General features: G+C 46.3%; 24 protein-coding genes and 1 pseudogene. 21 read left to right on the top strand and 4 right to left on the bottom strand.

From position 1 onward, the window contains the following. Positions 1–2 precede the first annotated feature (2 nt). The 6 genes from ACU1JV_RS09270 to ACU1JV_RS09245 all read left to right on the top strand — a co-directional run bounded on the left by ACU1JV_RS09270 (position 3) and on the right by ACU1JV_RS09245 (position 6,899). Positions 3–842 carry a carbohydrate ABC transporter permease gene (locus tag ACU1JV_RS09270; protein WP_013369500.1) on the top strand — a complete coding sequence of 280 codons (840 nt, stop codon included), beginning with the start codon at positions 3–5 and terminating at the stop codon, positions 840–842. Positions 843–1,053: 211 nt separating this feature from the next. Beyond that, positions 1,054–2,340, top strand: coding sequence for a threonine ammonia-lyase IlvA (ilvA, locus tag ACU1JV_RS09265; RefSeq protein WP_413985594.1), 1,287 nt, complete (start codon positions 1,054–1,056; stop codon positions 2,338–2,340). 196 nt (positions 2,341–2,536) lie between these two features. Continuing rightward, a complete protein-coding gene (locus ACU1JV_RS09260; RefSeq protein ID WP_040102102.1) occupies positions 2,537–3,511 on the top strand; it encodes a glycoside hydrolase family 43 protein in 975 nt (324 codons plus the stop codon). 201 nt (positions 3,512–3,712) lie between these two features. Beyond that, positions 3,713–4,798 (top strand): FecCD family ABC transporter permease, encoded by a 1,086-nt coding sequence (locus ACU1JV_RS09255; protein WP_013369504.1) that lies wholly within the window; start codon positions 3,713–3,715, stop codon positions 4,796–4,798. Then, a complete protein-coding gene (locus ACU1JV_RS09250) occupies positions 4,798–5,823 on the top strand; it encodes a FecCD family ABC transporter permease (protein WP_058710745.1) in 1,026 nt (341 codons plus the stop codon). The genes ACU1JV_RS09255 and ACU1JV_RS09250 overlap by 1 nt, the downstream gene beginning before the upstream one ends. 128 nt (positions 5,824–5,951) lie before the next feature. Beyond that, positions 5,952–6,899: an ABC transporter substrate-binding protein gene (locus ACU1JV_RS09245; protein WP_413985595.1), complete on the top strand. Its 948-nt coding sequence runs from the start codon at positions 5,952–5,954 to the stop codon at positions 6,897–6,899. Between the two features lie 162 nt (positions 6,900–7,061). On the opposite strand, the gene ACU1JV_RS09240 is transcribed toward ACU1JV_RS09245, so the two are convergent. Further along, positions 7,062–7,493, bottom strand: a complete 432-nt coding sequence (locus tag ACU1JV_RS09240; RefSeq protein ID WP_029514841.1) for a hypothetical protein — start codon at positions 7,491–7,493, stop codon at positions 7,062–7,064. A 195-nt stretch (positions 7,494–7,688) separates the two neighbouring features. Here ACU1JV_RS09240 and ACU1JV_RS09235 point away from each other — a divergent pair, with 195 nt between their 5' ends. The 3 genes from ACU1JV_RS09235 (at position 7,689) to ACU1JV_RS09225 (ending at position 9,971) form a co-directional block, all read left to right on the top strand. Further along, positions 7,689–7,988, top strand: a complete 300-nt coding sequence (locus ACU1JV_RS09235; protein ID WP_025364061.1) for a hypothetical protein — start codon at positions 7,689–7,691, stop codon at positions 7,986–7,988. Between the two features lie 274 nt (positions 7,989–8,262). Beyond that, a complete protein-coding gene (locus ACU1JV_RS09230; RefSeq protein ID WP_016819801.1) occupies positions 8,263–9,087 on the top strand; it encodes an alpha/beta hydrolase in 825 nt (274 codons plus the stop codon). Between the two features lie 92 nt (positions 9,088–9,179). Then, complete coding sequence (locus ACU1JV_RS09225) at positions 9,180–9,971, top strand: dioxygenase family protein (protein WP_013369511.1); 792 nt, start codon at positions 9,180–9,182, stop codon at positions 9,969–9,971. 72 nt (positions 9,972–10,043) lie between these two features. Here the strand turns inward: ACU1JV_RS09225 and ACU1JV_RS09220 are convergent, their stop codons facing one another. After that, positions 10,044–10,967 (bottom strand): hypothetical protein, encoded by a 924-nt coding sequence (locus ACU1JV_RS09220; RefSeq protein WP_413985596.1) that lies wholly within the window; start codon positions 10,965–10,967, stop codon positions 10,044–10,046. A gap of 263 nt (positions 10,968–11,230) precedes the next feature. Next, positions 11,231–11,749 (bottom strand): DoxX family membrane protein, encoded by a 519-nt coding sequence (locus ACU1JV_RS09215; protein ID WP_013369513.1) that lies wholly within the window; start codon positions 11,747–11,749, stop codon positions 11,231–11,233. Between the two features lie 251 nt (positions 11,750–12,000). Here ACU1JV_RS09215 and ACU1JV_RS09210 point away from each other — a divergent pair, with 251 nt between their 5' ends. The 7 genes from ACU1JV_RS09210 to corA all read left to right on the top strand — a co-directional run bounded on the left by ACU1JV_RS09210 (position 12,001) and on the right by corA (position 18,837). Next, on the top strand, positions 12,001–13,095 hold the full coding sequence (locus ACU1JV_RS09210) for a DUF3048 domain-containing protein (RefSeq protein WP_413985597.1): 1,095 nt from the start codon (positions 12,001–12,003) through the stop codon (positions 13,093–13,095). A gap of 188 nt (positions 13,096–13,283) precedes the next feature. Continuing rightward, positions 13,284–13,898: a DUF47 domain-containing protein gene (locus ACU1JV_RS09205; RefSeq protein WP_007428879.1), complete on the top strand. Its 615-nt coding sequence runs from the start codon at positions 13,284–13,286 to the stop codon at positions 13,896–13,898. Between the two features lie 14 nt (positions 13,899–13,912). Beyond that, positions 13,913–14,902, top strand: coding sequence for an inorganic phosphate transporter (locus ACU1JV_RS09200; RefSeq protein WP_013369516.1), 990 nt, complete (start codon positions 13,913–13,915; stop codon positions 14,900–14,902). 241 nt (positions 14,903–15,143) lie between these two features. Then, complete coding sequence (locus ACU1JV_RS09195; protein WP_064962574.1) at positions 15,144–16,592, top strand: amino acid ABC transporter substrate-binding protein/permease; 1,449 nt, start codon at positions 15,144–15,146, stop codon at positions 16,590–16,592. Beyond that, the gene (locus tag ACU1JV_RS09190; protein WP_013369518.1) at positions 16,585–17,313 is read left to right on the top strand and encodes an amino acid ABC transporter ATP-binding protein; all 729 of its coding nucleotides are present in this window, start codon (positions 16,585–16,587) and stop codon (positions 17,311–17,313) included. The genes ACU1JV_RS09195 and ACU1JV_RS09190 overlap by 8 nt, the downstream gene beginning before the upstream one ends. Before the next feature lie 20 nt (positions 17,314–17,333). Further along, a complete protein-coding gene (locus ACU1JV_RS09185; RefSeq protein WP_434954072.1) occupies positions 17,334–17,504 on the top strand; it encodes a hypothetical protein in 171 nt (56 codons plus the stop codon). A gap of 373 nt (positions 17,505–17,877) precedes the next feature. Further along, complete coding sequence (gene corA, locus ACU1JV_RS09180) at positions 17,878–18,837, top strand: magnesium/cobalt transporter CorA (protein ID WP_413985598.1); 960 nt, start codon at positions 17,878–17,880, stop codon at positions 18,835–18,837. Positions 18,838–18,843: 6 nt separating this feature from the next. Here corA and ACU1JV_RS09175 read toward each other — a convergent pair whose 3' ends face one another. Further along, a complete protein-coding gene (locus ACU1JV_RS09175; RefSeq protein WP_064962572.1) occupies positions 18,844–19,350 on the bottom strand; it encodes a hypothetical protein in 507 nt (168 codons plus the stop codon). A gap of 229 nt (positions 19,351–19,579) precedes the next feature. On the opposite strand from ACU1JV_RS09175, the gene ACU1JV_RS09170 reads away from it, so the two are divergent. From ACU1JV_RS09170 to ACU1JV_RS09150, 5 genes and pseudogenes are all read left to right on the top strand, one after another. Continuing rightward, the gene (locus ACU1JV_RS09170) at positions 19,580–19,870 is read left to right on the top strand and encodes a YerC/YecD family TrpR-related protein (RefSeq protein ID WP_007428885.1); all 291 of its coding nucleotides are present in this window, start codon (positions 19,580–19,582) and stop codon (positions 19,868–19,870) included. Further along, entirely contained in the window at positions 19,870–20,658 is a 789-nt protein-coding gene (locus ACU1JV_RS09165; protein WP_413985599.1) for a sirohydrochlorin chelatase, read from the top strand. The genes ACU1JV_RS09170 and ACU1JV_RS09165 overlap by 1 nt, the downstream gene beginning before the upstream one ends. 172 nt (positions 20,659–20,830) lie before the next feature. Further along, positions 20,831–21,712, top strand: a complete 882-nt coding sequence (locus ACU1JV_RS09160; RefSeq protein WP_264216743.1) for a diacylglycerol kinase — start codon at positions 20,831–20,833, stop codon at positions 21,710–21,712. A gap of 224 nt (positions 21,713–21,936) precedes the next feature. Further along, on the top strand, positions 21,937–23,694 hold the full coding sequence (gene rlmD / locus ACU1JV_RS09155) for a 23S rRNA (uracil(1939)-C(5))-methyltransferase RlmD (protein WP_413985600.1): 1,758 nt from the start codon (positions 21,937–21,939) through the stop codon (positions 23,692–23,694). Positions 23,695–23,713: 19 nt separating this feature from the next. Next, positions 23,714–23,911: pseudogene (locus tag ACU1JV_RS09150) on the top strand (N-6 DNA methylase); the annotation flags it as partial. Positions 23,912–24,044: the final 133 nt, after the last annotated feature.

The following is a 24,044-nucleotide window of genomic DNA, read 5'->3' as shown; positions in this document are numbered from 1 at the left end:
CGATGGCTCAGAAACAAAAAGGCCCGTTATCCGCATTTCTCGTTGTCCTGTTCATTCTGTTTGCCGGGTTCGCCCTGTTTCCGCTATTTGCCGTGACGCTTGCCTCATTCAAGCCATCAACGGAGCTGCTGCGCTACGGCTTGAATCTCAAGCTGGAGTGGGCCATCATGTCCTTGAAAAACTATGCGTTCATCTTTCAGGGGACGACGGATTATTTTCAATGGTACTGGAATAGTCTTGTCATTACCGTCTTGTTTACGGTGTTATGTCTGATATTGTCCGCGATGGTCGGGTATGGCCTGGAGATGTATCGTTTTAGACTGAAAAATGTGATTTTTACATTGGTGCTGGTCGTGATGATGATCCCGGTAGAAATTATCATGCTGCCACTTTACAAACTCATGATCGGTATGAAGCTGATCAATACGGTATGGGGTGTAATTTTGCCGTTTGTCGTCGCACCGATTCCGATCTTTTTCTTCCGTCAATATTTGAGCGGAGTACCCAAGGATTTTATGGATGCTGCACGAGTTGACGGCTGTTCAGAGTATGGTATTTTTGTGCGGATTATGATGCCTCTGATGGCACCTGCCTTTGCGGCAATGGCTATTTTACAGGCTATGAACAGTTGGAATAACTTCCTGTGGCCGATGATCGTATTGCGTACTAACGACATGCTGACACTGCCAATTGGTCTGTCCAGTCTGCTGACGCCATATGGCAACAATTATGATGTGTTGATTGCCGGATCAGTCCTGGCTATTCTGCCGATTCTCGTTGTGTTTCTGTTCTTCCAGCGTTACTTTATTGAAGGGATGACTGCAGGCGGGGTAAAAGGGTAATCATTACGGTGCTGAATGAGTCGATTGATTACAAGAAATGTATAGAGTCAGGAAAGGCGGGTCGGGCATTGTCTCGACCTGCTTTTTTTATGGATTCAATGATTTTCATTCTCATTTTCATGGCTATCAACTGCACAAGCTATAGGTAAACGTGGTATGATGTTTGAAAGATTTCAAATACAGAAATATTCAGGCGGAGCGTGGAGAACCTATGGAACCAACAGAAACCCAGAAAACTGAACCGGCCACGGCGTCAACCGTTGGCATGGAGGATATTGTACGGGCGCATCATATGCTGCGTGAGGTGATTGTTCGTACACCTTTACAGAGGGATGCCGTCCTATCGGCCAAATATAACTGTAATGTGTATCTGAAGCGAGAGGATCTCCAAGTTGTGCGGTCCTTTAAAATCCGTGGAGCTTACAACATGATCCGCAGCTTGACTCCTGAGCAGATAGAGAAAGGGATCGTGTGTGCGAGTGCGGGTAATCATGCACAAGGCGTGGCTTTTTCATGTAACGCGCTCGGCATCCACGGTAAAATATTCATGCCGAGCACAACGCCTAATCAGAAGGTGAAGCAGGTACGTCGCTTTGGCGGAGACAGTGTAGAGGTTATTTTGACCGGAGATACATTTGACGATGCTTATGACGAGGCTATGAAGGTGTGTAGCGAGCAGGGAATGACCTTCATCCATCCGTTCGATCAGCCGAAAATTATCGCGGGTAATGGTACGATTGCGATGGAAGTGATGGAGAGTCTGGATACACCTGCGGACTATATGTTCGTGACGATTGGCGGCGGCGGTTTGGCGGCAGGCGTAAGCACATATGTTAAAACTGTGAGTCCGACCACCAAAGTAATCGGCGTAGAGCCCCTGGGCGCAGCATCAATGACGGAAGCGATGCGTTTGAACAAGGTCGTTACACTGGAGCAAATAGACAAGTTTGTTGACGGAGCTGCGGTGAAGCGAGTGGGTCAGTTAACGTATGACATTTGTAAACATACCTTGGATGATATTGTGAAGGTACCGGAGGGCAAGGCATGTACAGCGATTCTGGCGCTGTATAATGAAAATGCGATTGTTGTGGAGCCTGCGGGCTCGCTGCCTGTAGCAGCACTTGATCTGTATCGTGAGCAGATTCAAGGCAAAACAGTAGTCTGTATCGTCAGTGGTGGCAATAACGATATTGATCGTATGCAGGAGATTAAGGAACGCTCCCTGATATACGAAGGGCTAAAACATTATTTCATGGTGAATTTCCCGCAAAGAGCAGGGGCACTGCGTGAGTTTCTTCAGGAAGTGCTTGGACCGGACGATGACATTACTAGGTTTGAGTATACGAAAAAGAATGATAAAGAAAATGGCCCGGCGCTGGTCGGTATTGAATTGTTACACAAGGAAGACTATCTTCCTTTAATTGAACGAATGAATCGCAAAGGGCTTAACTATACGGAATTGAACAAAAATGAGAATTTGTTTAATATGCTTATCTGACAAGGAGCCTACGGGCTCTTTTTTTGTATATGCAATGTTATGCGTAGTTTATAAATTTCTTTTTATTTGAAATAAAGCGTTTACAAAACTGAAGTTGATAGGTTAATATATGGGTAACTTCATAAGTATAAACACTAATGTAATAAGCGTATCACCTGATTTTCATCATAAAATATTAATTCGGAGGTGCGAAAGAATGTTGAAAGCATGGAAAAAATCAGTACAGGGTAAATTCGCCCGAACAGCATTTGCTGCCGTAACTTCGGCTGCTTTGTTGCTGTCCGTGGTGCCGTCCACATCGGCCGAGCATTGGGCGTTAACAGGCGATGTGGCAGTACATGATCCGTCCATCACCAAGGAAGGCAATGCATGGTATATTTTCTCCACAGGGCAGGGGATACAGGTTCAAAGATCGGATGACGGACGCAATTTTTACAGATTGCCGCAAATCTTCTTGTCGCCACCATCTTGGTGGAAATCGTATGTACCTAAGCAAAAGACTAATGATGTATGGGCACCGGATGCTCAAAAGTACAATGGACGTGTCTGGGTTTACTATTCCATTTCTACGTTTGGATCGCGCACTTCGGCCATTGGCTTAACTTCAGCAACGAGCATCGGCGCGGGAAGCTGGAGAGATGATGGACTAGTGCTGCGTACGACGGATTCTGACGATTATAATGCTATTGACCCGAATCTGGTTATTGATGCTTCCGGTAACCCATGGCTTTCCTTCGGTTCATGGAATTCGGGCTTGAAAGTGACTCGACTGGATAAGAATACGATGAAGCCTACAGGCCAGATTTATTCTATTGCTAGACGTACGGCTGGTGGTTTGGAAGCACCGCATGTTACATACCGCAACGGCTATTACTATCTGTTTGCTTCCATCGATAACTGCTGCAAAGGCGTAGACAGTAATTACAAAATCATTTATGGTCGCTCCACCAGTATTACCGGGCCGTATGTGGATAAGAGCGGAAAAAGTCTGATGGACGGCGGTGGAACAATACTGGATGCGGGGAATGACCGCTGGAGGGGACCAGGTGGACAATCTGTCTATAACAACAGTGTGATTGCGCGTCATGCCTATGATGCCACTGATGGCGGAAATCCAAAGCTTCTGATTAGTGATTTGAAATGGGATTCGGCAGGTTGGCCTACGTATTAAAGAGAGGGTTAATTGAAACTATACCTGTAACGATCTCACATAGATATATCCAAAAACTGTTCCTCCCACGGGGGAACAGTTTTTGGCTTGCAATGTCATAGAAACATGCTATTATGAATCAAGTTGATAATCATTATCATTGGCGTTTATTGTAATGAAAGTCGTAATGGCTTTCAGGTATGGAGGGAGTGACCTCACCGAATGCAGTCTAAAGACAGCATGGACAAACATACAGCTTCGACAGAGAGGAACGCTCCTAAAGTAGCCTTTATAGCCCGACCGGTGCTCCGAGCGGGCAGGATTCGGCAGGCGTTGTTGTTCACAGCTTCGGCTGTATTATTGGCTTTGGCCATGTTCGCTGCCATTTCCTTAGGAGCCAAGGATCTGACCATAAGCACGGTGTGGTCAGCAGTGTTTCACTATGATCGTTCGCTGACGACCCATCAGATCATTCATGAACTTCGATTGCCGCGTGTGCTCGGTGCAGCTGTCATTGGGGCTGCGCTGGCGGTTGCAGGCTCTCTGATTCAAGGAATCACGCGCAACCCGCTAGGGGATACAGGTGTGCTGGGCATTAACGCAGGAGCGATGTTTGTAGTTGCAGTGAGCTTTGCTTTTTTCCCTGATCTACCTTATGGGACGTTAATTGTTTTGTCGTTCCTGGGGGCACTGATGAGTACCTTACTGGTATTCGGACTAGGAGCTTCCGCGCCGGGAGGATTGACACCCATGAGACTAACGGTGTCTGGAGCTGTGACAGCAGCCTTGTTAGGTTCCATGACTTCGGGAATTGCGATTTATTTTGATCTAAGTCAGGATCTAGCCTACTGGTATGCGGGTGGTGTTGCCGGAATCAAATGGTCGCAGCTCGAGATTCTTGCACCGATTTTGCTTATTGTGATCGCTTGGTCTATGGGGCTCGCACGCTCCATTTCATTGATTTCAATGGGCGATGAGGTAGCGCTGAATCTGGGATTAAATCTCCGGCGTATCCGGCTGCTGGGGCTACTGACTGTGGTGGTCCTAGCTGGACTTTCTGTATCGGCTGCCGGGGCCATCGGCTTTGTAGGTTTGGTCGTGCCACATATTGCTCGCAAGCTGATCGGTGTGGATTATCGCCAGATCGTACCATTGTCTGCATTATTGGGAGCCGTGCTGCTAGTGCTGGCTGATTTGGGAGCGAGAATGGCGAATCCGCCAGAGGAGCTAGCTATTGGAATTATGGTGTCTTTTATCGGAGTACCTTTTTTCCTCTTTCTCGCCCGTAAGGAAAGGAGGGAATTATAGTGAGACGCTCTCTAGGGGCAGGGGATACAAGAACGACCAAGGCTTGGCTCGTTTGCTTCGTATTGGCTGGAATCAGTTTTGCTGTCCTTGTTCTGGGTCTGAATACCGGAACGATTCGTATTCCACCGCTACGCGTGCTGGATACACTTTTTGGCGGAGGCAGCGGACGTGATCATATGGTCCTGTTTGAATACCGGCTGCCGCGGATGGTTGTAACGGTACTGGCTGGAGCGGGACTGGGTGCAGCCGGGGCGGTCATGCAGGGCTTATCGCGAAACGCACTCGCAGATCCGGGAGTGCTGGGCCTTCATGCGGGAGCTGCTTTAGGACTGGTGATGTATGTCAGCTTTTTTCGCGATCTGGAAGGATCAGCAGCCTTGTTCATCCCCTTGTTTACCTTTGCAGGAGGTGTCGTCGCAGCGGTGCTGATAGTTATGCTGTCCTATAGTGGCAGCAGAGGAATCGTGCCTGTGCGGCTGATCCTGTCCGGTATCGGTGTAGCCTCAGGGCTCAGCGCCATAACGCTGTATTGGTCGTTGCGGCTGGATGAAGATACGTACGCATTTACCGCACGTTGGTTGGCTGGCAGCGTATGGGGACGGGACTGGATACATGCAGTGGCTTTACTGCCCTGGATTGTCATTGTATTGCCCTACGTTCTATCGCAGACACGTAGCCTGAATAATCTGTCGCTGGGTGATGAGACCGCAGCTGGAATCGGTACAAGTGTAAAACGCCAGCGCTTGATACTACTGGGTGCAGCAGTGGCTTTATCGAGCGCCAGCGTATCCATGGCTGGAGGCATCGGTTTTATTGGGCTGATTGCGCCTCATCTGGCTCGCCGTTTGGTTGGACCGATGTATCAGCATTTGTTGCCAGTAGCCGCTTTGGTTGGAGTCGTCATTCTGGTCACGGCAGATACGATTGGTCGTTCGGTATTTCAGCCGAATGCGATTCCAGCAGGTGTAGTGGTTGCTGTGGTAGGAGCTCCGTATTTTTTATTCTTGTTGTCCCGAACCAAATGACAATAGGATTAGGTTACATATGAAACCCAAAGCTGCACATGATGCAGCATGCTAAACAACAACGAAATAGAAGCGTTGAGGATTGAACATTATAAAATAGAGCTTCTATAGTATAGGAGAGAATATTCATGAGAAAAAATAGATTTGAGGGTTCAGGGTTTAAACGTTCGTGGATAGCCCTGTCTCTTGTTGCATGCATGATCATGCTGTCTGCTTGTGGGCAAACAGCAGACAAACAAGCTAGTAGTACGAAAGCAGCCGATAGTGCCCAAACCACCATTAATGCGGATTCGCGTATTGCTTCCATGTCTATTCATTTGACGAACAATCTGCTAGCATTGGGCATTACTCCAGCGGGTTCGGTTATTGGTGGAGATGTGAAGGATTTTTTGCCCCATGTAAAAGATCGTCTTCAAAATACTCGTAAGCTGGGGGTTGTCACAGACCCCGATATGGAAGCGGTACTGGAGCTTCAACCTGATCATATTTTTCTCGACAAAAAATATTCGGGAACCGATGTGGCCAAGTTTGAAAAAATTGCACCGACCGAGGTTTTTGATTTGGATGAAGGTACATGGAAAGATCAATTGAAAAAAATAGCTGCTATGGTTAAACATGAAGCACAGGCAGACACTTTTCTGAAAGATTATGATATACAGAGGGAACGGGTCAAAAAGCTCATTCATTCCAAAATCGGAGACGGGACTGTCATGGCTGTACGTGTCACAGCGAAAGAAGTTCGTGTCATGGGGATGAAGCGTCCAGTAGGACCGCTATTGTATCAGGATTTGGGCTTGAAGCCAGCTAAAGGTGTGGAAAAGATTAATAAGGCCTACCAGGTTGTGTCTCAAGAGGTTTTGCCAGATTACGATGCTGATGCCATCCTGGTGATTATCAGTAAAGGTGCGGATGCCCAAAAGGTATATAAGCAGCTGGAGGGAAATTCAGTATGGCAAGGACTCAAAGCTGTGAAGCAAGGTCATGTCTACATGTTGGACGGACAGCCTTGGCTGGACTATTCCGCGATGGGGCACAAAATTGCATTGGATAATGCAGAACAACTATTTTCCAAATAAATGCTAAAGTACAGCAAGCCGTATTCCCCATGCATCTTCTTGCAGGTGGGGATACGGTTTTTCTGACGATCCCAAGCTTCAAGTGAGGTGGCTGATTGCAAATAAAAAGGAGCTGCTACGATTCCGTTATGAGGCAGCTCCAGCACTGTGAGAATTGCGAGGTTATGAATGTTTTTTACGCAAAAAAATCGGTTTGAGTCCAATAAAGCCAATAGCCGCCAGCACTAAATTCATCCATGGTGAGATTTTGAATACCGGCAGCACACTGCGCAGCGCAAGTCCGGCGACAAGAATGACAACAACCAGTACTACATACATCAAGATGGATTTGAAATTCATTTGGGGCTTCACGGGAGCATGGTCTGGTTGTTGTGTCTCCTCGCCTTCTTCCGGACGATCCATGAAATTCATCAGTGCTTCAACCAGCAGAATGGCACCTGCGGCGATGATGATGAGGGTGGAAAGGCTAATTTTTTCAAAAGGTTTGATATCCCCGCCTGTAAATGTGATAAACCAACCGATAATCGCCTGTGTCAAGAAAAACATGGACAAGGCAACCCATGCAATAAGCGTATAATTTTTTGCTTTATTCATTGCTTCCTCCTGCTTTATGATCGTATTCCAAGCTGATGGAATCGCCATTTTGTAACAAAGACAGTATACGTGAGGAAACGCCGGATGGCAAAAGGCTTATCCATTATGTATATTACCGCCGCATTCTCCTCAAACTGGATACAGGGTGAGCGCATGGAGCAACCTGAATATAAAACGTTGAGAGGATGTGGCATCATGGAACTGGAGAACCAGGCAGATTATTCGGTCCAAAAACGACTGACAGGTGCTCCGAACGGGAACAGTGGGGGAGCCTTGCTTGCAAACGTGAGTCACCGGAGCGTTCAAGGGACATCTCCAACGTACCGTATATTGGACGATACTGAATTGGCTGAGGATACAGAATTTGCAGGTGAACTGGGTGAACAGAGCTACCGCAGCCTATGGCATGAGGATCAAAATAACGGCGCCTCTTGTAAACTGGAGTGGGAGGGACGAGTCGAAACCCACCAAATGTTCAGGCACAGCTACGAATAGCAAGTCGTCTACTTTAATGTAGAGATTGCACTCTAATAAGCGAGTAGTATGGCGTTCTCCGGCAAGCATTGGGGAGCGCCATTTGTTTACTTCCATATCGGTATGAACTGACAGGTTGACAAGGAAGCAGGGCGATGATAGACTGATTTTACTATAAAACTTATTAAACTTATCGGAATTAAAGTGAATGAATATTCTGGATGGATATTCCACGTTACTATATGAGCTTGAATGATGAAATGCTGTAATGAAGCTTGAAACAGGGGGAATCAGGATGGAACGGCAAATTGGAATTCGTTTTGAAAATGAGGAACTGGCCGCTACAATTCATTATCCAAACCGTACAAATGAGGGAGAGCGTCAAAGACGAGTTCCGCTCGTTGTCATTTGTCACGGTTTTGTGGGCAATCGTATCGGAGTCGATCGATTGTTCGTCAAGACTGCGCGTGAACTGGCTGAAGGGGGGTATTTTGTACTGCGCTTTGATTTTGCCGGTTGTGGAGAAAGCACTGGTGAATACGGCAAGCAGGGGCTCGAATCCATGATCAATCAGACACGCACCGTGTTGGATTACGCCGTGAATTGCGCGGACATTGACCCGACCAAGGTGACGCTGATCGGTCACAGTTTGGGGGGCGCAGTTGCCCTTCTCACAGCTGTTCGGGACAAGAGAGTACAGAACCTGGTCCTTTGGTCAGCTGTCGGCTATCCGTTCAACGACATTGTCAAAATTACGGAGCGAAGCGTGTACGACGAGTCTGTTAAAACCGGTCATGCAGACTACTTGGGCTATAAGTTCACACCAGCTTATTTTGAGTCATTAGCTCAATTCCAACCGTTCCAAGAGGCCGTTAAATTTAACGGTGATGTGCTCGTTATTCATGGCACCTCGGATGATATCATTCCTGTGGATTATGCATTTCTGTTTCAAAAGGTATTCTGGATGCGTCCAGAGGGACGCTGTGATAAGGAAATTATTTTCCAGGGAGATCACACTTTCTCGTCAGGTAAAGAGCGGCAACAGCTGATTGACCGCACACTGGAATGGCTGGATGAACAGGAAAATATTCAACGGGATTGGCAGCACTGGATGATCTGATTTCAGGGTGTAACGGATTGTATTGGAAATTGCGCCTCCGCCGGAGTAAAATGAAAGAGTAACACTATACTGGCGTGTGGAGGTTGGCAGCGATGACATTACCCTCAATTTTTGTTGCGCATGGTTCACCGACACTGGCTGTAGAAAATAACGCATATACCAGCTTTCTTGCAAAGCTGGGCGCGAGCCTGCCCCGACCCAAAGGAATCATCATTTTTTCCGCGCATTGGGATAGCCCCGATCAATGTATCGGCGCGGATGATCAGCATGCAGCGTTGCACGATTTCTACGGCTTTCCCGAAGAAATGTACTCACTTGATTACCCTGCACCAGGCGATCCCAAGCTGTATGAGGAGATAGGGCATCTGTTCAGTCAGCATAACCTGTTCCACCAGCCGGTTCGGAACCGGGGACTGGATCATGGAGCATGGGTGGTTTTGCGGCATATATATCCTGATGCGGACATACCGGTTGTACCCTTATCCATTGATTCACGGCGCGATCCTCAGGAGCAATATGAGATTGGACGGATGCTGGCGCCACTGCGTGAACAAGGGATTTTGATCCTTGGTAGTGGAGGCTTGGTCCACAACTTGCGTACACTCAAGCAGACGAGTGAGCCAGCCGATTGGGCCGTTCAATATGATGACTGGATCGCACAGCAGCTTCAAGACTGGAATTTGCGTCATCTATTCCAATATGACAAGAAGGCTCCATATGCCAAGCAGGCGGTCCCTTCGTATGGAATAGAGCACTTTTCGCCTTTGTTTTACGTGATGGGGGCTGCCGATCATGATCGCTCCGCGCGTAAGCTTTTTCAGTCGTATGTCCTTGGCTCATTGAGCCTCAATTGTTGGGCTTTTGGTCAAGAAAATGATCTGTAAATGTAAGAAAAAGAACTTCCGAAACCACATGGTGTGTGGGGTTGGAAGTTCTTTTGGTGTGTTCTTCTGTGATTAATTAGCAGGCACGTTCTTTTTTAGCCAGGCGGATACTTGCGGAGTTCGCTTATCTTCATTTTGATCCAATAGTGTCATAAATGCCTTCAGCTTTTGAATGTAGGTACTCTTCGAATCCCTGTTGCGTTGAACGACGAGCTGATACCCTTTTTTGGCATTGGGGCGAATCTTCCCGGTGTCATCATCGAATAGTGGTGTATTGTTCGTACCATAAAAAGTATAGAAGAAATAGAGATCATGTAATGATTTCACTGCCTGTGTACGATTGGAATGTGGATATTGGGTTATAAATGACTCTTGCGCCAGCGCCCTTCCGGCTAACTGTTGATAACCGATGTGTAATGCCGCATCCTTGGTAGCCGGCTGTCCAGATTCCGTCGCCATGATGTCAATATAGCTGCGGATATCTGCGGTAATGTCATTTCCGAATACTTTATATTTTTCATAGTTGATGACTGGGTAAAACATGCCTTCTGCGGTTTCAAGTTTGTAGCCGGCATCTCCGGGTTGAGTGAGTAATTTTTTCAGTTTTGCATCGTTTGTCCGACTGATTACATTAGTGAACGAATCACCGGGTTTATAGACTTGATTAATCTTAGTTTGAACAGAGGTCGGATATAAGGTCTGTGCATATGAATCCAATTGCTGTTTCTGTGCATTTTCCAAATGTAGCACTAGGATGGTAGCTTGAGAGGCAGGAATGGATTGGATATGTTTTTGCAAATAAGTGAATGCCTGAGGTAGCTTACCTGGTTGGCGAAGTAGCTGCTCGAAGGTTTTGGAAATATGTTGTACACCTTCTGCTTGAGATATTGTAGTAGATGTCGCTGCTTTGGCTGATGTCGTAGATCCCAATCCGATCGTCTGTACTGTGAAAGTTACTGCTGCGAGCATGAGATAGGCTTTGGTGATTTTTTCCATGGTATAACCCTCCATTAGGTTCTTTGATGTAACTGTAGTGTACAAGGTAAATGTATCGTGAACATTCCATGTTGTATCCAACTTGTAAACGTTTGGGGAGAAGATGAACCCGAAAAAGGAGTCTCCAAGTCAGGATGGACTTGAGGACTCCTTTGTTCACTTAAATAGAGGAGGGTGCAGCATAGCCACACATTAAAGAGAAGCAGCATGGCTGAACAAAAAAACAACCATTTTCCAGAGGATAACGGTTGTTTTTTGGATAGTTAAGCTATTTTTCGATTGGGGTCCGTTTGATAAGTGTCTTTATTTTTACCAAACAGTCCACGCAGGAAGGGCAGTACCCAACGGTCAAAGCCGATTCTTCCGGCATTTGCACCAGCAACGATAAGGAAGATTTCAACCAGCAGGTAGATTGCATTGGTGCTTACTGTACCCGAGAACAAGAACGAGAAGTTCATAACCATAGCCATCAAAGTAGCCAGTGTAGTCAATGTACCAAGCAGCAGGCCAACCCCGACTAAGAACTCACCCAATGGGATCAGTACGTTGAACAAACCGACATTCGGCAGGGCAAAGGCTTCAAGGAACGATCCCCACCAGCCTTGTACAGCGGGGTGATCTCCGCCTGTTTTAGCAATGGCCCCCGAAATAAATCCACCTGCATCGAATCCGCCAGTCAGCTTCTCAAGTCCGTGGGTCATCCATTCATAACCTAGATAAACCCGTACTACAGTCAGCAGCCACATTGCTACTTTGTTCTCACGTAACCAGTTGTTAAACATTCAAATCACTCCTCTTTCTTAATCTATAATGATGGGTTGTATTTCAATTTGTTTGGGATGATCATCTTTGCTACACCTTTATTGTATTAGGTTCAGTTACAGATATTTGTGATAAAAATCACAAAGTTCGAATATTTTTTAAATTTTAATGTCTTTAGATAAGTATTCTATAGAGAGGCCATGCTTCAATCAAGACAAAAACAGGAAGAAAAGCTTATAATGAGAAAAATAAACGAAGTGGAGGGATGAACTTGTCCGGGCCCATTTCTCAGCGAAATCATTGGTTGCGTGTGATGGCCTCAGCTCTGTTATGCATGACAATGATATCTTGTTCTGCTTTGTCCAATACGGGTGAATCTGAATCCGTTCCCCAACCGAACCAGCAAGAAACAGAGAAGAAGGTGCTTGAACCGCCTAAGGAGCCATCTGTTCCGGCATTTACAGCTCCGCTTACCGGGCTTCCGGTGGAGCAGCCTGTTTTGGAGCGGCCACTGGCTGTCATGATTAACAATGCCCCGGCTGCGCGTCCACAGGCAGGGCTTAGCGAGGCAGATATGGTATATGAGATTCTTGCAGAAGGCGGAATTACCCGTTTGGTAGCTTTTTTCCAAAGTCATGGTGGAGATGTGAAGATCGGTCCGGTCCGCAGTATTCGGCCATATTTGATTGAACTGGGCGAAACCTATGGTGCGTTGCCGATACATGCAGGGGGAAGTACAGATGCCTATGCGATTTTACAGCAGCAGCGGAAGGAACATCTGGATGAGATTTCAAATGGAGGGGCTTATTTTTGGCGAAGCAAAGACCGTCGTCCACCACATAATTTATACACAGATGTGAGCAGGCTACGTAAAGGAAGCGAAAGCAAAGGATATACCAAGCAGACGGAAGTTCCAGTGTATCCTTATCTCAAAACCGGCGAAACTCCAGTTATGGTGGACGAGAGTGCCGCATCTGTGCACATCCGGTTTTTGCTGAAAAGCTATCGCGTATCTTATACCTATGATCGAGCCGATCAACGATATAAACGTTTTGTGAACGAAAAGTCACATCTAGATCAAAATAATAACCAACAGCTCTCAGCGGCTAATGTTATTGTGATGAGCACGAGGCATCGAACGCTGGATGATGTAGGCAGACTAAGCGTTGAACTGGACGGTAGCGGAGAGGCCATGGTGTTTCAACAAGGACAGTTAATACGTGCTGAATGGCAGCATACATCTGGCGATGCGATTCGGTTTATGAAAAATGGGGTTGAAATCCCGTTAACACCAGGTACATCCTATATACATGTAGTACCTGCAGATACTTCACTAACGGAACATGTAACGTTTGAAGCGAATTAGAAAACGTAATACACCTATTTAGGAAAAAATTGTCGGATAATGACTCTCTATGTCGGGCATTGTATACGTATATCTAGAAATTTGCTTTTACAAACATTACAAAAACATTGATGAGTGTGATAAGATAGCAAAGGTTGTCTATTGCAGTCGAAACAGGTTGCGGATATTTTCGTAAAGGGGTAATCGTTATGAGATTGAAGAAAAAGGATATATTCTTCGAGACGTTGGAAAATATGGCAGATACGATCGTGCAAGCAGCCGATTATTTTGCCCAACATACTTCAAATTTACAAGATGTGACTTTGTTTACCAATGAGATGAAGAAGTATGAAAATAAGTGTGATGATTACACACACACGATTATTACTGAGTTGAACAAGACCTTCATTACGCCGCTGGAACGCGACGACATCATGGAACTGACAACGACCATGGATGATGTGCTGGACGGTCTTGAAGCGACAGCCTCTCGTTTTTATATGTACAACATTACAGAGCCGGACGAGTATATTGTGCAGTTCGCTGATATTTTGCGTCAATCAGCTTACGAAATTCAGAAGGCTGTACATTTGCTTTCACAGAAAAAATTATTGGCTATTCGTGAATACACCATTCGCCTAAATGATTTGGAAAATCAGGGGGATGAATTATTGCGTATTTGCATCAAAAACCTGTTTGCAACTGTAACTGATCCTATTGAACTGATTAAACGTAAAGAATTGTACGAACGCCTTGAAACGACAACGGATTCATGCGAGGATGTTGCAAATATGCTGGAATCCATCATTATGCGTAACTCGTAAGGGAGTCCTTTTACATGGATACAAGTTTACTGGTACTAGGTATTGTTATTTTTCTTGCTCTGGCATTTGATTTTATTAATGGATTTCATGATACGGCGAACGCGATTGCTACTTCGGTCTCGACCCGTGCATTGACGCCGCGACGTGCGATTATTATGGCTGCGGTTATGAACTTTCTCGGAGCTATCTTGTTTACCGGGGTTGCCAAGACCATTGGTGGAAGTGTCGCTGACCCTACCAAGCTTACAAACGGTATTGATATCGTTATTGCGACGCTGATCGCTGCGATTATCTGGAATCTTCTAACCTGGTGGTTTGGTATTCCTTCATCCTCCTCTCATGCATTGATTGGTGCGCTGGCAGGGGCGGTGTATGTAGGTGCGGGACAGGATAAATTAAATTGGAGCGGCTTCATCGGGATTGTGGAGGGGCTTATTTTCTCCCCGTTGATTGCTTTTGTTGTCGGTTACATTGTGATGATGATTTTGAAATACATCTTTGCTTATCGTAGTCCGCATACAGTGAACAAAGGTTTCCGCACCATGCAGGTCATTACGGCAGCTATCCAGTCGTTTACGCATGGTACGAATGATGCTCAGAAGGCGATGGGGATTATCACATTCGCACTCGTCTCTGCAGGTTATCAAGACCATTTGGAAGTACCCATGTGGGTGAAAATTTCAGCTGCAACCGCTATGGCACTGGGTACGTCTATTGGTGGTTGGAAGATCATCAAAACGATGGGAACCAAGATTTTTAAAATTGAGCCAATCAATGGATTCGCAGCCGACGTTTCGGGAGCTTCTGTTATTTTTACAGCTACCATGCTCCATTTACCAGTAAGTACCACTCATGCCATTACTTCGGCGATTCTGGGTGTTGGTTCTGCGAAGCGCTTTAGCGCAGTTCGCTGGTCATTAGCTGGTCGTATTGTAATAACCTGGGTAATAACGATTCCAATTTCTGCGCTGTTGTCAGGTTTAATTTTCAAAATTCTTTTCTAGTTTTCTTCATGAATCCCTGAAAAAGAACATACAATATAGGATACACAATAAGCTTCCGTCCGCTTTTTGCGGCAGGGGCTTATTGGCATTCTGGGGCAAAAATACATCTTCAGAGTTCACACATCCAGATAGTTCCATGAGATGTTTTTTAAAAAATACCTGACATCAAAGTAGTCAATTTTTAATAACTCCTGTAGAATAAACAGAAAACTTTGAACCGTTCAACTGACTGGAGGATCTTATGCAAAAACCAAGAAAACTAATAGCACTCATGATTTGTTTGTTTTCTGTGGTTGCCCTGGCCGGTAATTTCGGTGTAGTGGCTCACGCAGAAAATAAAACAAAGTATGATATCGGCACGGATACAACGTTCGCGCCTTTTGAGTTTGAAGATGTAAATGGGAAATTTGTCGGAATCGACATGGATTTACTGGCAGCTATTGCTAAGGATCAGAATTTTGAGTATACCATTAAGCCACTTGGCTTTAACGCGGCAGTGCAGGCCCTTGAAACGAATCAAGTGGATGGTGTCATTGCTGGGATGAGTATTACCGATGAACGCAAGCAAAAATTTGATTTTTCTGAACCCTATTTTGACTCAGGTGTTGTCATGGCGGTCCGTAAGGATAATGATACGATTAAACGCTATGAGGACTTGAAAGGACAGCGTGTCGCTGTCAAAACAGGAACAGAAGGCTACACGTTCGCGGAATCCATTAAGGCGAAATATGGCTTCACTACAGTTCCGTTCGACGATTCTTCTCAGATGTATGATGAAGTTAAAACAGGTAATTCGGTTGCCTGCTTTGATGATTATCCGGTACTGGCATACGGTGTGACTCAGAATAATGGTCTTAAGCTGGTGACTGATAAGGAAAAAGGCGGTTCTTACGGTTTTGCTGTCAACCAAGGCAAAAATGCGGAGCTGCTGGAGAAATTTAATGCAGGGCTTGTGAATCTTCGCAACAGCGGGGAATATGACAAGATTATGTCGAAATACCTTGGTGAATCTGGCAAAGGTGTGGCCCCTGTAGAACGTAGCCGCTGGGAGCTCATTTCCGCTTCGCTGCCTGCGTTGATTAAAGGGATGGGGAATACGCTGTTGTACACCCTGGTATCCTTGCTCGTAGCCTTTGTGCTGGGACTAGTGTTTGGCTTTATGAAAGTTAGCCATAACAAGGTGTTCCGCGGTATTGCAACTGTTTTCGTTGATGTATTCCGCGGTATTCCACTGATCGTACTTGCATTCTTTATTTACTTCGGTATCCCACAGGCACTCGATTTTAAAATGCCGCTTTTTGTCGCGGCGGTGTTGACGTTATCTCTAAACGCTGGTGCTTATGTGACCGAAATTATCCGCGGGGGTATTCAGTCCATTGATCCAGGACAAATGGAAGCAGCTCGTTCGCTTGGTTTGCCATACCGGACAGCCATGCTGAAGATCATTTTGCCACAAGCAGTGAAAATCATGATCCCGTCGTTTATCAATCAGTTGGTTATTACGTTGAAGGATACGTCGATTTTGTCAGTTATCGGTCTGGTTGAATTGACCCAATCGGGCAAAATCATTATTGCGCGGACGTTCCAATCCTTTGATATTTGGCTGGTCGTTGCGGTGATGTATCTTATCGTCATTACAGTCCTGACCAAAATTTCCAACCGTCTTGAAGGGAGAGTTCGCCGTGGGTAAAATTATCGTTAAAAACCTGAAAAAAAGCTATGGCAGTAACCAGGTGCTAAAAGGCATTGACATGCAAGTACGGGAAGGCGAAGTTGTATGCGTCATTGGCCCTTCTGGTTCAGGGAAAAGTACGTTTTTGCGTTGTATGAATATGCTGGAGGAAATTACAGCTGGTGAGGTCATCGTTGATGACTACAAATTGGGTGACAAAAACGTGGACATTAACAAGGTCCGTGAAAATATAGGTATGGTGTTTCAGCATTTCAATCTGTTCCCGCATATGACGGTGCTCAAGAACATTATGTTCGCACCGACTGAGCTGGGCAAACAGACGAAGACAGAGGCCCGCGAGACAGCTATGAAACTGCTGGATCGCGTAGGTTTGGCCGATAAGGCAGATGCATTGCCAGGACAGCTTTCCGGCGGTCAGAAGCAACGTGTGGCGATTGCACGTGCGCTGGCAATGAACCCAGACATTATGCTGTTCGATGAGCCAACCTCGGCGCTTGATCCTGAAATGGTGGGCGAAGTGCTCGGCGTAATGAAAGATCTGGCTCGCGAAGGCATGACGATGATGATCGTAACGCATGAGATGGGCTTTGCGCGAGAAGTAAGCGACCGTGTCGTATTTATGGACGGTGGCTACATCGTGGAAGAAGGAACACCGCAAGAGGTATTTGGTAATCCGAAAAACGAGCGGACCATTAGTTTCTTGGAGAAAGTATTGTAAGTGGGAGAGGGGGTGTGAATGTGAGTCGGGGTGCTCGTTGTGAGTCGCTCCACAATCCATTTGATCTTTCGATCGCTGTTGCCCTTGAATTTTTTGATTATATAAGACCTTATAAGGTGAAATTTCAAGGGCAAAGGCGAACGCTGGCGCTTCTACAGATTCAAATGGACCGCTACGCTACGATTTGCTGAACCTACTTCTTTCTTCGCAAAAGCCTGCCCCACTTTTAAATGAGTGGGTGCAGGCAGAGGGAATTGGCGCAGCGCTTTGCTTGCTGCGCCAAGGGAAATAGCGATACAAGCAACATATGACTATCGGGGTGAACGACTGAATGCACATTATTTTTATCGCCGATTAGGGTATGAAGCGACAAGCATAGATTTTTTGAAAAATATAATGCGTGGATTATTGTATAAGGATATCTTCGGGAGCGTGCTGGCCCGGAGATATCCTTTTCTTATTTAGTGTATGGGAATGTAGAGCGTGAGATTTGTATAATGTTGAATGGCTTATATAAAATATAAATAACATATTAGACGGCAGTATAAGCGAGGGGGACGTACGGTGATACGTACATTGGCTATAAGTCATGATCATCAGGTGACGGTGGGACAACCATTGGAGCAGATTGTCATGGAAGATTACATATGGATCTGGGCTGACTTTAACGAGCCTACAGATCAAGAGTCAGAGCTGCTGACGAGTTATTTTCATTTTCACCCGCTGGCTGTAGAGGATTGTATGCATGTTCTGCAACGTCCCAAGTTGGATTATTACGAGAATGTACAGTTTCTGGTGGTACATGCGCTTGATGTAGATACATTAGAGGCGGAAGAGGTAGATATGTTTATTAGCAGCCGTTTTTTGGTTACATATCACCATCATGAACTGGAGGAGCTGGATCAGGCCTGGGAGCGGATTGTCGAGCATGCGAACGAGCGCAAAATATGGTCTCGCGGACCGCTGGCTGCAGCTTATACGGTGATGGACAAGCTGGTAGACAACTATTTTCCGAGTCTTTTCATCATTGAGGATGAATTAGCTGAGCTTGAAGGTTTGGGTGCACACGAATCGGTAGAGGAATTAATGAAGCAGGTATTTGACCTGCGTGGCAGGTTGCTCAAGCTGCGTCGCACGATCGTACCGATGCGTGATCTGATGTACCGAGTTTTGAATTCACAGCATGTGCAGGGTCAGGGGGATCATATGGCTTATTTTACAGATATCTATGATCATTTATTGAAGCTGACGGACATGCTGGAGGCCGACCGCGAGATGACAGCCGACCTGAGAGACAGTTACATATCGCTTAATTCCAATCGCATGAATTCAATTATGAAGACGCTGACTGTAATTACGACCGTTTTTATGCCCTTGACGCTGATTGCAGGAATTTATGGTATGAATTTTTCGTATATGCCCGAACTGAGCTGGAAATATGGATATTTTGGCGTATTGTTCTTTATGTTCTTATTGATTGTTGCAATGGTGGTGTGGTTTATGCGCCGAGGTTGGTTTAAATAAAATAGCCTACTTTCTTGTGCGTTTGCGCGGACGTCTGCGTGGGGTATTGGTACTTTTGCGCTGTGTCTTTTTCCGGCGTCGACGTGGTGGAGTATATTCATCCAGTTCCTCAGTAATTGGTATTGTCGTTTTTTTGCTTGCGTTTTTGTTGAATGCTGGGAGCGAGCCCATAATCAGTTTTGCCATCGGAGCAAATTGCTGCACGCTAGACATAATCTTTTGTACCTTGCCGACCGTAGCAACAATCCCGTCAATACCGCCCATACGGTCAATAATACCTTTAATATCGTTGAGATTACCAAGACCGCCAAGCAGCCCTCCTTTGGCTGGGGCGGGGTCTGGCGTGACCACGGCGGAATCTGTTATACTCGCTGGTGCCTCATAAGGCACCACGGCGGAGGAATCGACTTGCGGAACCTCGCTGTATGGATCGAGTCCAGGATAAGGAGTTGAACTATACGGATCGGAAATGGAACGCGTTTGCGCCCTCCGATGATAGTAATGTCCAGGCATGAGATCACATTCCTTTGCAGATTGATACTCTACTGTATGTTACAAACGCACAGTGGGTTTAGGCGCGTGTCCCGAAATTAGGTATAAAAGCGGATTTGGGCATTCGCACAGTATGTTTCTGTAGTCATGTAATGTTGTTCTGTAATGCGTGAAACCGTTAATGCTTGAAAAACTGACTATTTGTCGAGTACAATGAGGAGAGATTGTAACCTTTGGGAGATGATAATCTATGCAGCTTAAAAAGCTTAATGATAAAAGTATTGATCAATTGTTTGAAGCTATTTTAACTCTTAAAAATTTGGAAGAGTGCTATGTATTTTTTGATGATCTGTGCACAATTAATGAAATTCAATCCCTCTCCCAACGTCTGGAAGTTGCCCGTATGCTTGGCAAAGGCAGCACATATAATCAGATTGAAGCTGAGACAGGCGCCAGTACAGCCACCATTTCACGTGTGAAGCGTTGTCTGAACTATGGGAATGACGGGTATAAAATGACTCTGGAACGTCTGGGTCGCTAATGCGGAGCCCTGGGATACTAGTCATCAGCCATGGCTCTAGAGAGCCATATTGGGTGGAACAGGTGGATCAGGCAGTTGCAAAGCTTCAATTGCTGGAAGAAATGCCGGTAGAGGTTTCATTTTTGGAAACGGTTAAAGGAAGATTGATTCAAAATGGGATTGACCGTCTGGAAGCCTTGGGGGTAACAGATTTACTGGTTATTCCTTTGTTCGTGTCGTCAGGCAGTACGCATGTAGATGAAATTAGCTATGCGCTGGGAGTCAAAGCTGCGCCAGACAAAGAAACAGATTTGGAGCCGTTTCGATTGAAGGCACGTGTGCATTTTGGCAGTCCATTGGATGACGGCGAAGATGTTGCCCGCATGGTGTGGGACAAGGTTCGCCCGTTGTCGGTCGATCCTGCGCGCGAGGTCATTTTACTCGTAGGACACGGCAGCGCGCACAACGGCTTTCTTCAGCGCTGGGAGCAAGGGATTTCCTCGTTGGCCCGTACGGTGCAAAATGTGAGTGGCATCATTACGGACCACGCTTTGCTAAATCCTGAGGGTGTGCATGATAAGGCGGCGTACTGGAATCAGGAACGGGGTCATGATGTTATTGTGGCACCGCTGTTTTTGAGTTCGGGATATTTTACAAGTCATATGATTCCTAAACGCTTACAGGGGCTGGATTACCGTTATTCAGGAGACCCTATATTGCCGCATCCTTTGCTCACAAGCTGGATGGACAGACAAATTCGTGAGCTGTTACAGAGCATGAAGACGCAAGCAAGGACCGATAATAATTAACCTGAATTTGGCGATAGTGTTTCCAACCTGAAATTCCCTTATTTGGATAGTGAATGGCTTCTTTTATTGTAAAAGAGGTCTTTTTCCAGTATGATGATATTTTGTACAGACTGAATGTGATGAACTGCGATGTGAATATAAATATCATTAAATATACGGGTGGCGTAACGGAATGAAAAGAGCTAGATTAATCTATAACCCGACCTCTGGGCGTGAGGAAATGAAGCGTCGCCTTGCGGATGTCTTGCAGCGCCTGGATGAAGGTGGTATTGAGGCCTCTTGTCATGCAACTACAGGGGAAGGGGACGCAACGCGTGCCGCAACAGAGGCCGTTGAGCGTGGCTATGATATGATTATTGCCGCTGGTGGCGATGGTACATTGTATGAGGTCATTAACGGGATGGCTGAAAGGGAAAACCGCCCGCCTCTGGGTGTGTTTCCTCTGGGAACGACGAATGATTTTGCCAGAGCACTGGGCATTCCCAAGCACTGGGAAGATTATTGTGACCTCGTTATTCGTCAAAATCCGAAGCCACTGGATATCGGAAAAGCCAATGACCGCTACTTTATCAACATCGCAGGCGGTGGAACTTTAACCGAGCTTACATATGAAGTTCCAAGCAAGCTCAAAACGATGATTGGCCAATTGGCCTATTATTTTAAAGGTATGGAGAAGATGGTCAGCCTTGCTCCACAGGAGCTGATCATCAAGGCATCGGGTCAGGAAGTGATCCACGACGAATTTATGCTTTTCCTGATCGCAAATACAAATTCGGTCGGCGGGTTTGAAAAGCTTGCTCCTGGGGCGACAATAGATGATGGACTGCTCGATGTCATCGCTGTGCGCAAATGCAATCTGGCGGAAATGATCCGCTTGGTTACACTTGCGCTGCGCGGAGAGCACTTGCAGGACAAGAAAATCGTTTATTTCAGAACCGATTACATGGAAGTGACCTCACCTGGCTATGTCCAGCTTAATCTGGATGGCGAATTAGGAGGCACACTGCCAGCGACCTTCCGAAATCTTCCGCATCATTTGAATGTGTTTCGGTAGGAAGAGGATCGGAAATGATTTTATTTCCGGTTGGTTGAGTAGTTCGATATACAGAACGCAGAGTGGATAGTTGTTTTTTGTAGGGAACATATCGGTCCTTGCCGTTCTCCGTGGGGAGTAACGGCATTTTCGAGTTGATGTTTAAACATCGTCTAGATGACGATTTGAATGATGTGGCTGAATGAAGATAAGCATGAAAAGAAGAACAGAAAGAAGTGACCATCATGACGAATAACCGTAGCGGACGTGGAAAAAGCCGCCGGAATACAGCAACAGCAACTCCAGTTCAAGGAAAGCAGCACCACAAGACCATACAGGCGAAAAAAGAGAGAGAACTGGAACAGTCACGAGTTGGAGCTGGGAATAGAAAGCTTCGGGCTGGAACCGAAAGCAAAAGTGGAAATATGGATAATTCGGATCGAAAAATGCGGGGGGATGAACGGAAATCTCGTCATTTTTCCAAAGGTGAACGGAGTAACGATAGACGGAATCAGGAAGCTTCCAATCGTAGCAGGTCTAATGCAGAGCGTAGCGATCTGCCTGTGCAAAAGAATGATGAGGCCGTGATAGACATCATCGGCATGAACCATGATGGCGAGGGTGTAGGGCGTGTCGAGGGTTTTACGCTGTTCGTTCCGGGCGCGTTACCGGGTGAAAAAGTACGGGTCAAGGTGCTGAAAACAAAAAAGCAATATGGCTATGCCAAGCTTCTGGATATCGCGCAATCTAGCCCTGACCGGATCGTAGCTCCGTGCGCCATCTACGATCAATGTGGCGGTTGTCAGATCCAGCATATGAGCTACGAAGCGCAGCTAGGCTGGAAGCGACAGCATGTGGTGGATGTGCTGGAACGTATCGGAAAGCTGAGTGTGGCTACGGAGTCCAGTGAGCATACTGCAGAGATTTTGGCTGACTCTGCGGATGGAAGTGCAGACCACATGTCGCGTGTACAAGGCGTAGTCGTGCATCCTACACTCGGTATGAGTGAGCCTTGGCGGTATCGCAACAAAGCCCAGGTGCCGATTGGTGTCACCGAAGGTGGGCTTGTCGGCGGCTTCTACGCACGCGGCAGCCATCGCATCGTGGATATGAACACTTGTCTCATTCAAGACGAGCGCAATGACGAAGTTGTCGCACGTGTGAAAGAGATTGGCCGAATGCTGGGCATCAGTGCATATAATGAAGAAACCGGACGCGGGCTATTGCGCCATGTCGTGGTGAAGACTGCTTTCCGCACAGGTGAAATGATGCTGGTGCTCGTCACGAATGGACGAGATATCCCGCACGCAGACGCGTGGATCGGAAGTATCCGTGAGCATATCCCACACGTGGCAAGCATATGCCAAAACGTGAACACGAAGCGAACGAACGTTATTTTCGGCGACGAGACTCGTGTACTGTGGGGACGTGATGTGATCTACGATTACATTGGAAACGTCCAGTTTGCGATTTCCGCGCGATCCTTTTATCAGGTGAATCCCGTACAAACGGAAGTACTGTATGGCAAAACCGTCGAATATGCCGGTCTCACGGGCAAAGAAACGGTAATTGATGCGTATTGCGGCATCGGTACGATTTCTTTGTTTCTCGCCCAGCATGCGGACCAGGTGTATGGGGTGGAGATCGTCAAAGAAGCCATCGACGATGCACGGAGTAATGCGCTATTGAACGAAATGCGTAATGTGAAATTTGAGGTAGGCGCGTCCGAAGATGTCATTCCTGCATGGAAAGAGCAAGGTATCACCGCCGACGTCATCGTCGTCGATCCACCCCGCAAGGGCTGCGATCCACGCCTGCTCGACACCATTCTGGAGATGAAGCCAGAGCGTGTAGTGTATGTATCCTGTAATCCAAGCACACTGGCGCGGGATTTAAGGATATTGGAGGATGGCGGATACAGTACAGTGGAAGTGCAACCCGTAGATATGTTTCCGCATACGGTTCATGTGGAAAGTGTTGCTCTGTTGGTCAGAAAAGACTAATAGTTGAGGTGTATTGGCGTTTGAAAAAGGTAAAAATCAAAACAAACTTACTGATAAAAACATCAATAAGATTATCGAAACGTACCGAAATCGTGTAGATGTTGATAAATATGCTCACGTGGCATCACTTGAAGAAATAGAGCAAGATAAACAAGAAATCGCTGAACTTGAAGCCAAAATCAATGGACAGCTGAAAATGTTGGGTATTCATGTGTAGAATTTGACGATAAGGGTCAAGGATATTATTCCTCGGCTCTTTTTTTAAATCTCTTGGGAACGGCGTAGGCTGGGGGAAGTTATGCCGTGCAGTATTTTTATGAACTGCGGCGCAGTACGGGCAAGGAGGGGAG

This window comes from Paenibacillus sp. T2-29 (genome assembly GCF_052921365.1).
This window is presented reverse-complemented; position numbering and strand designations above follow the sequence as displayed.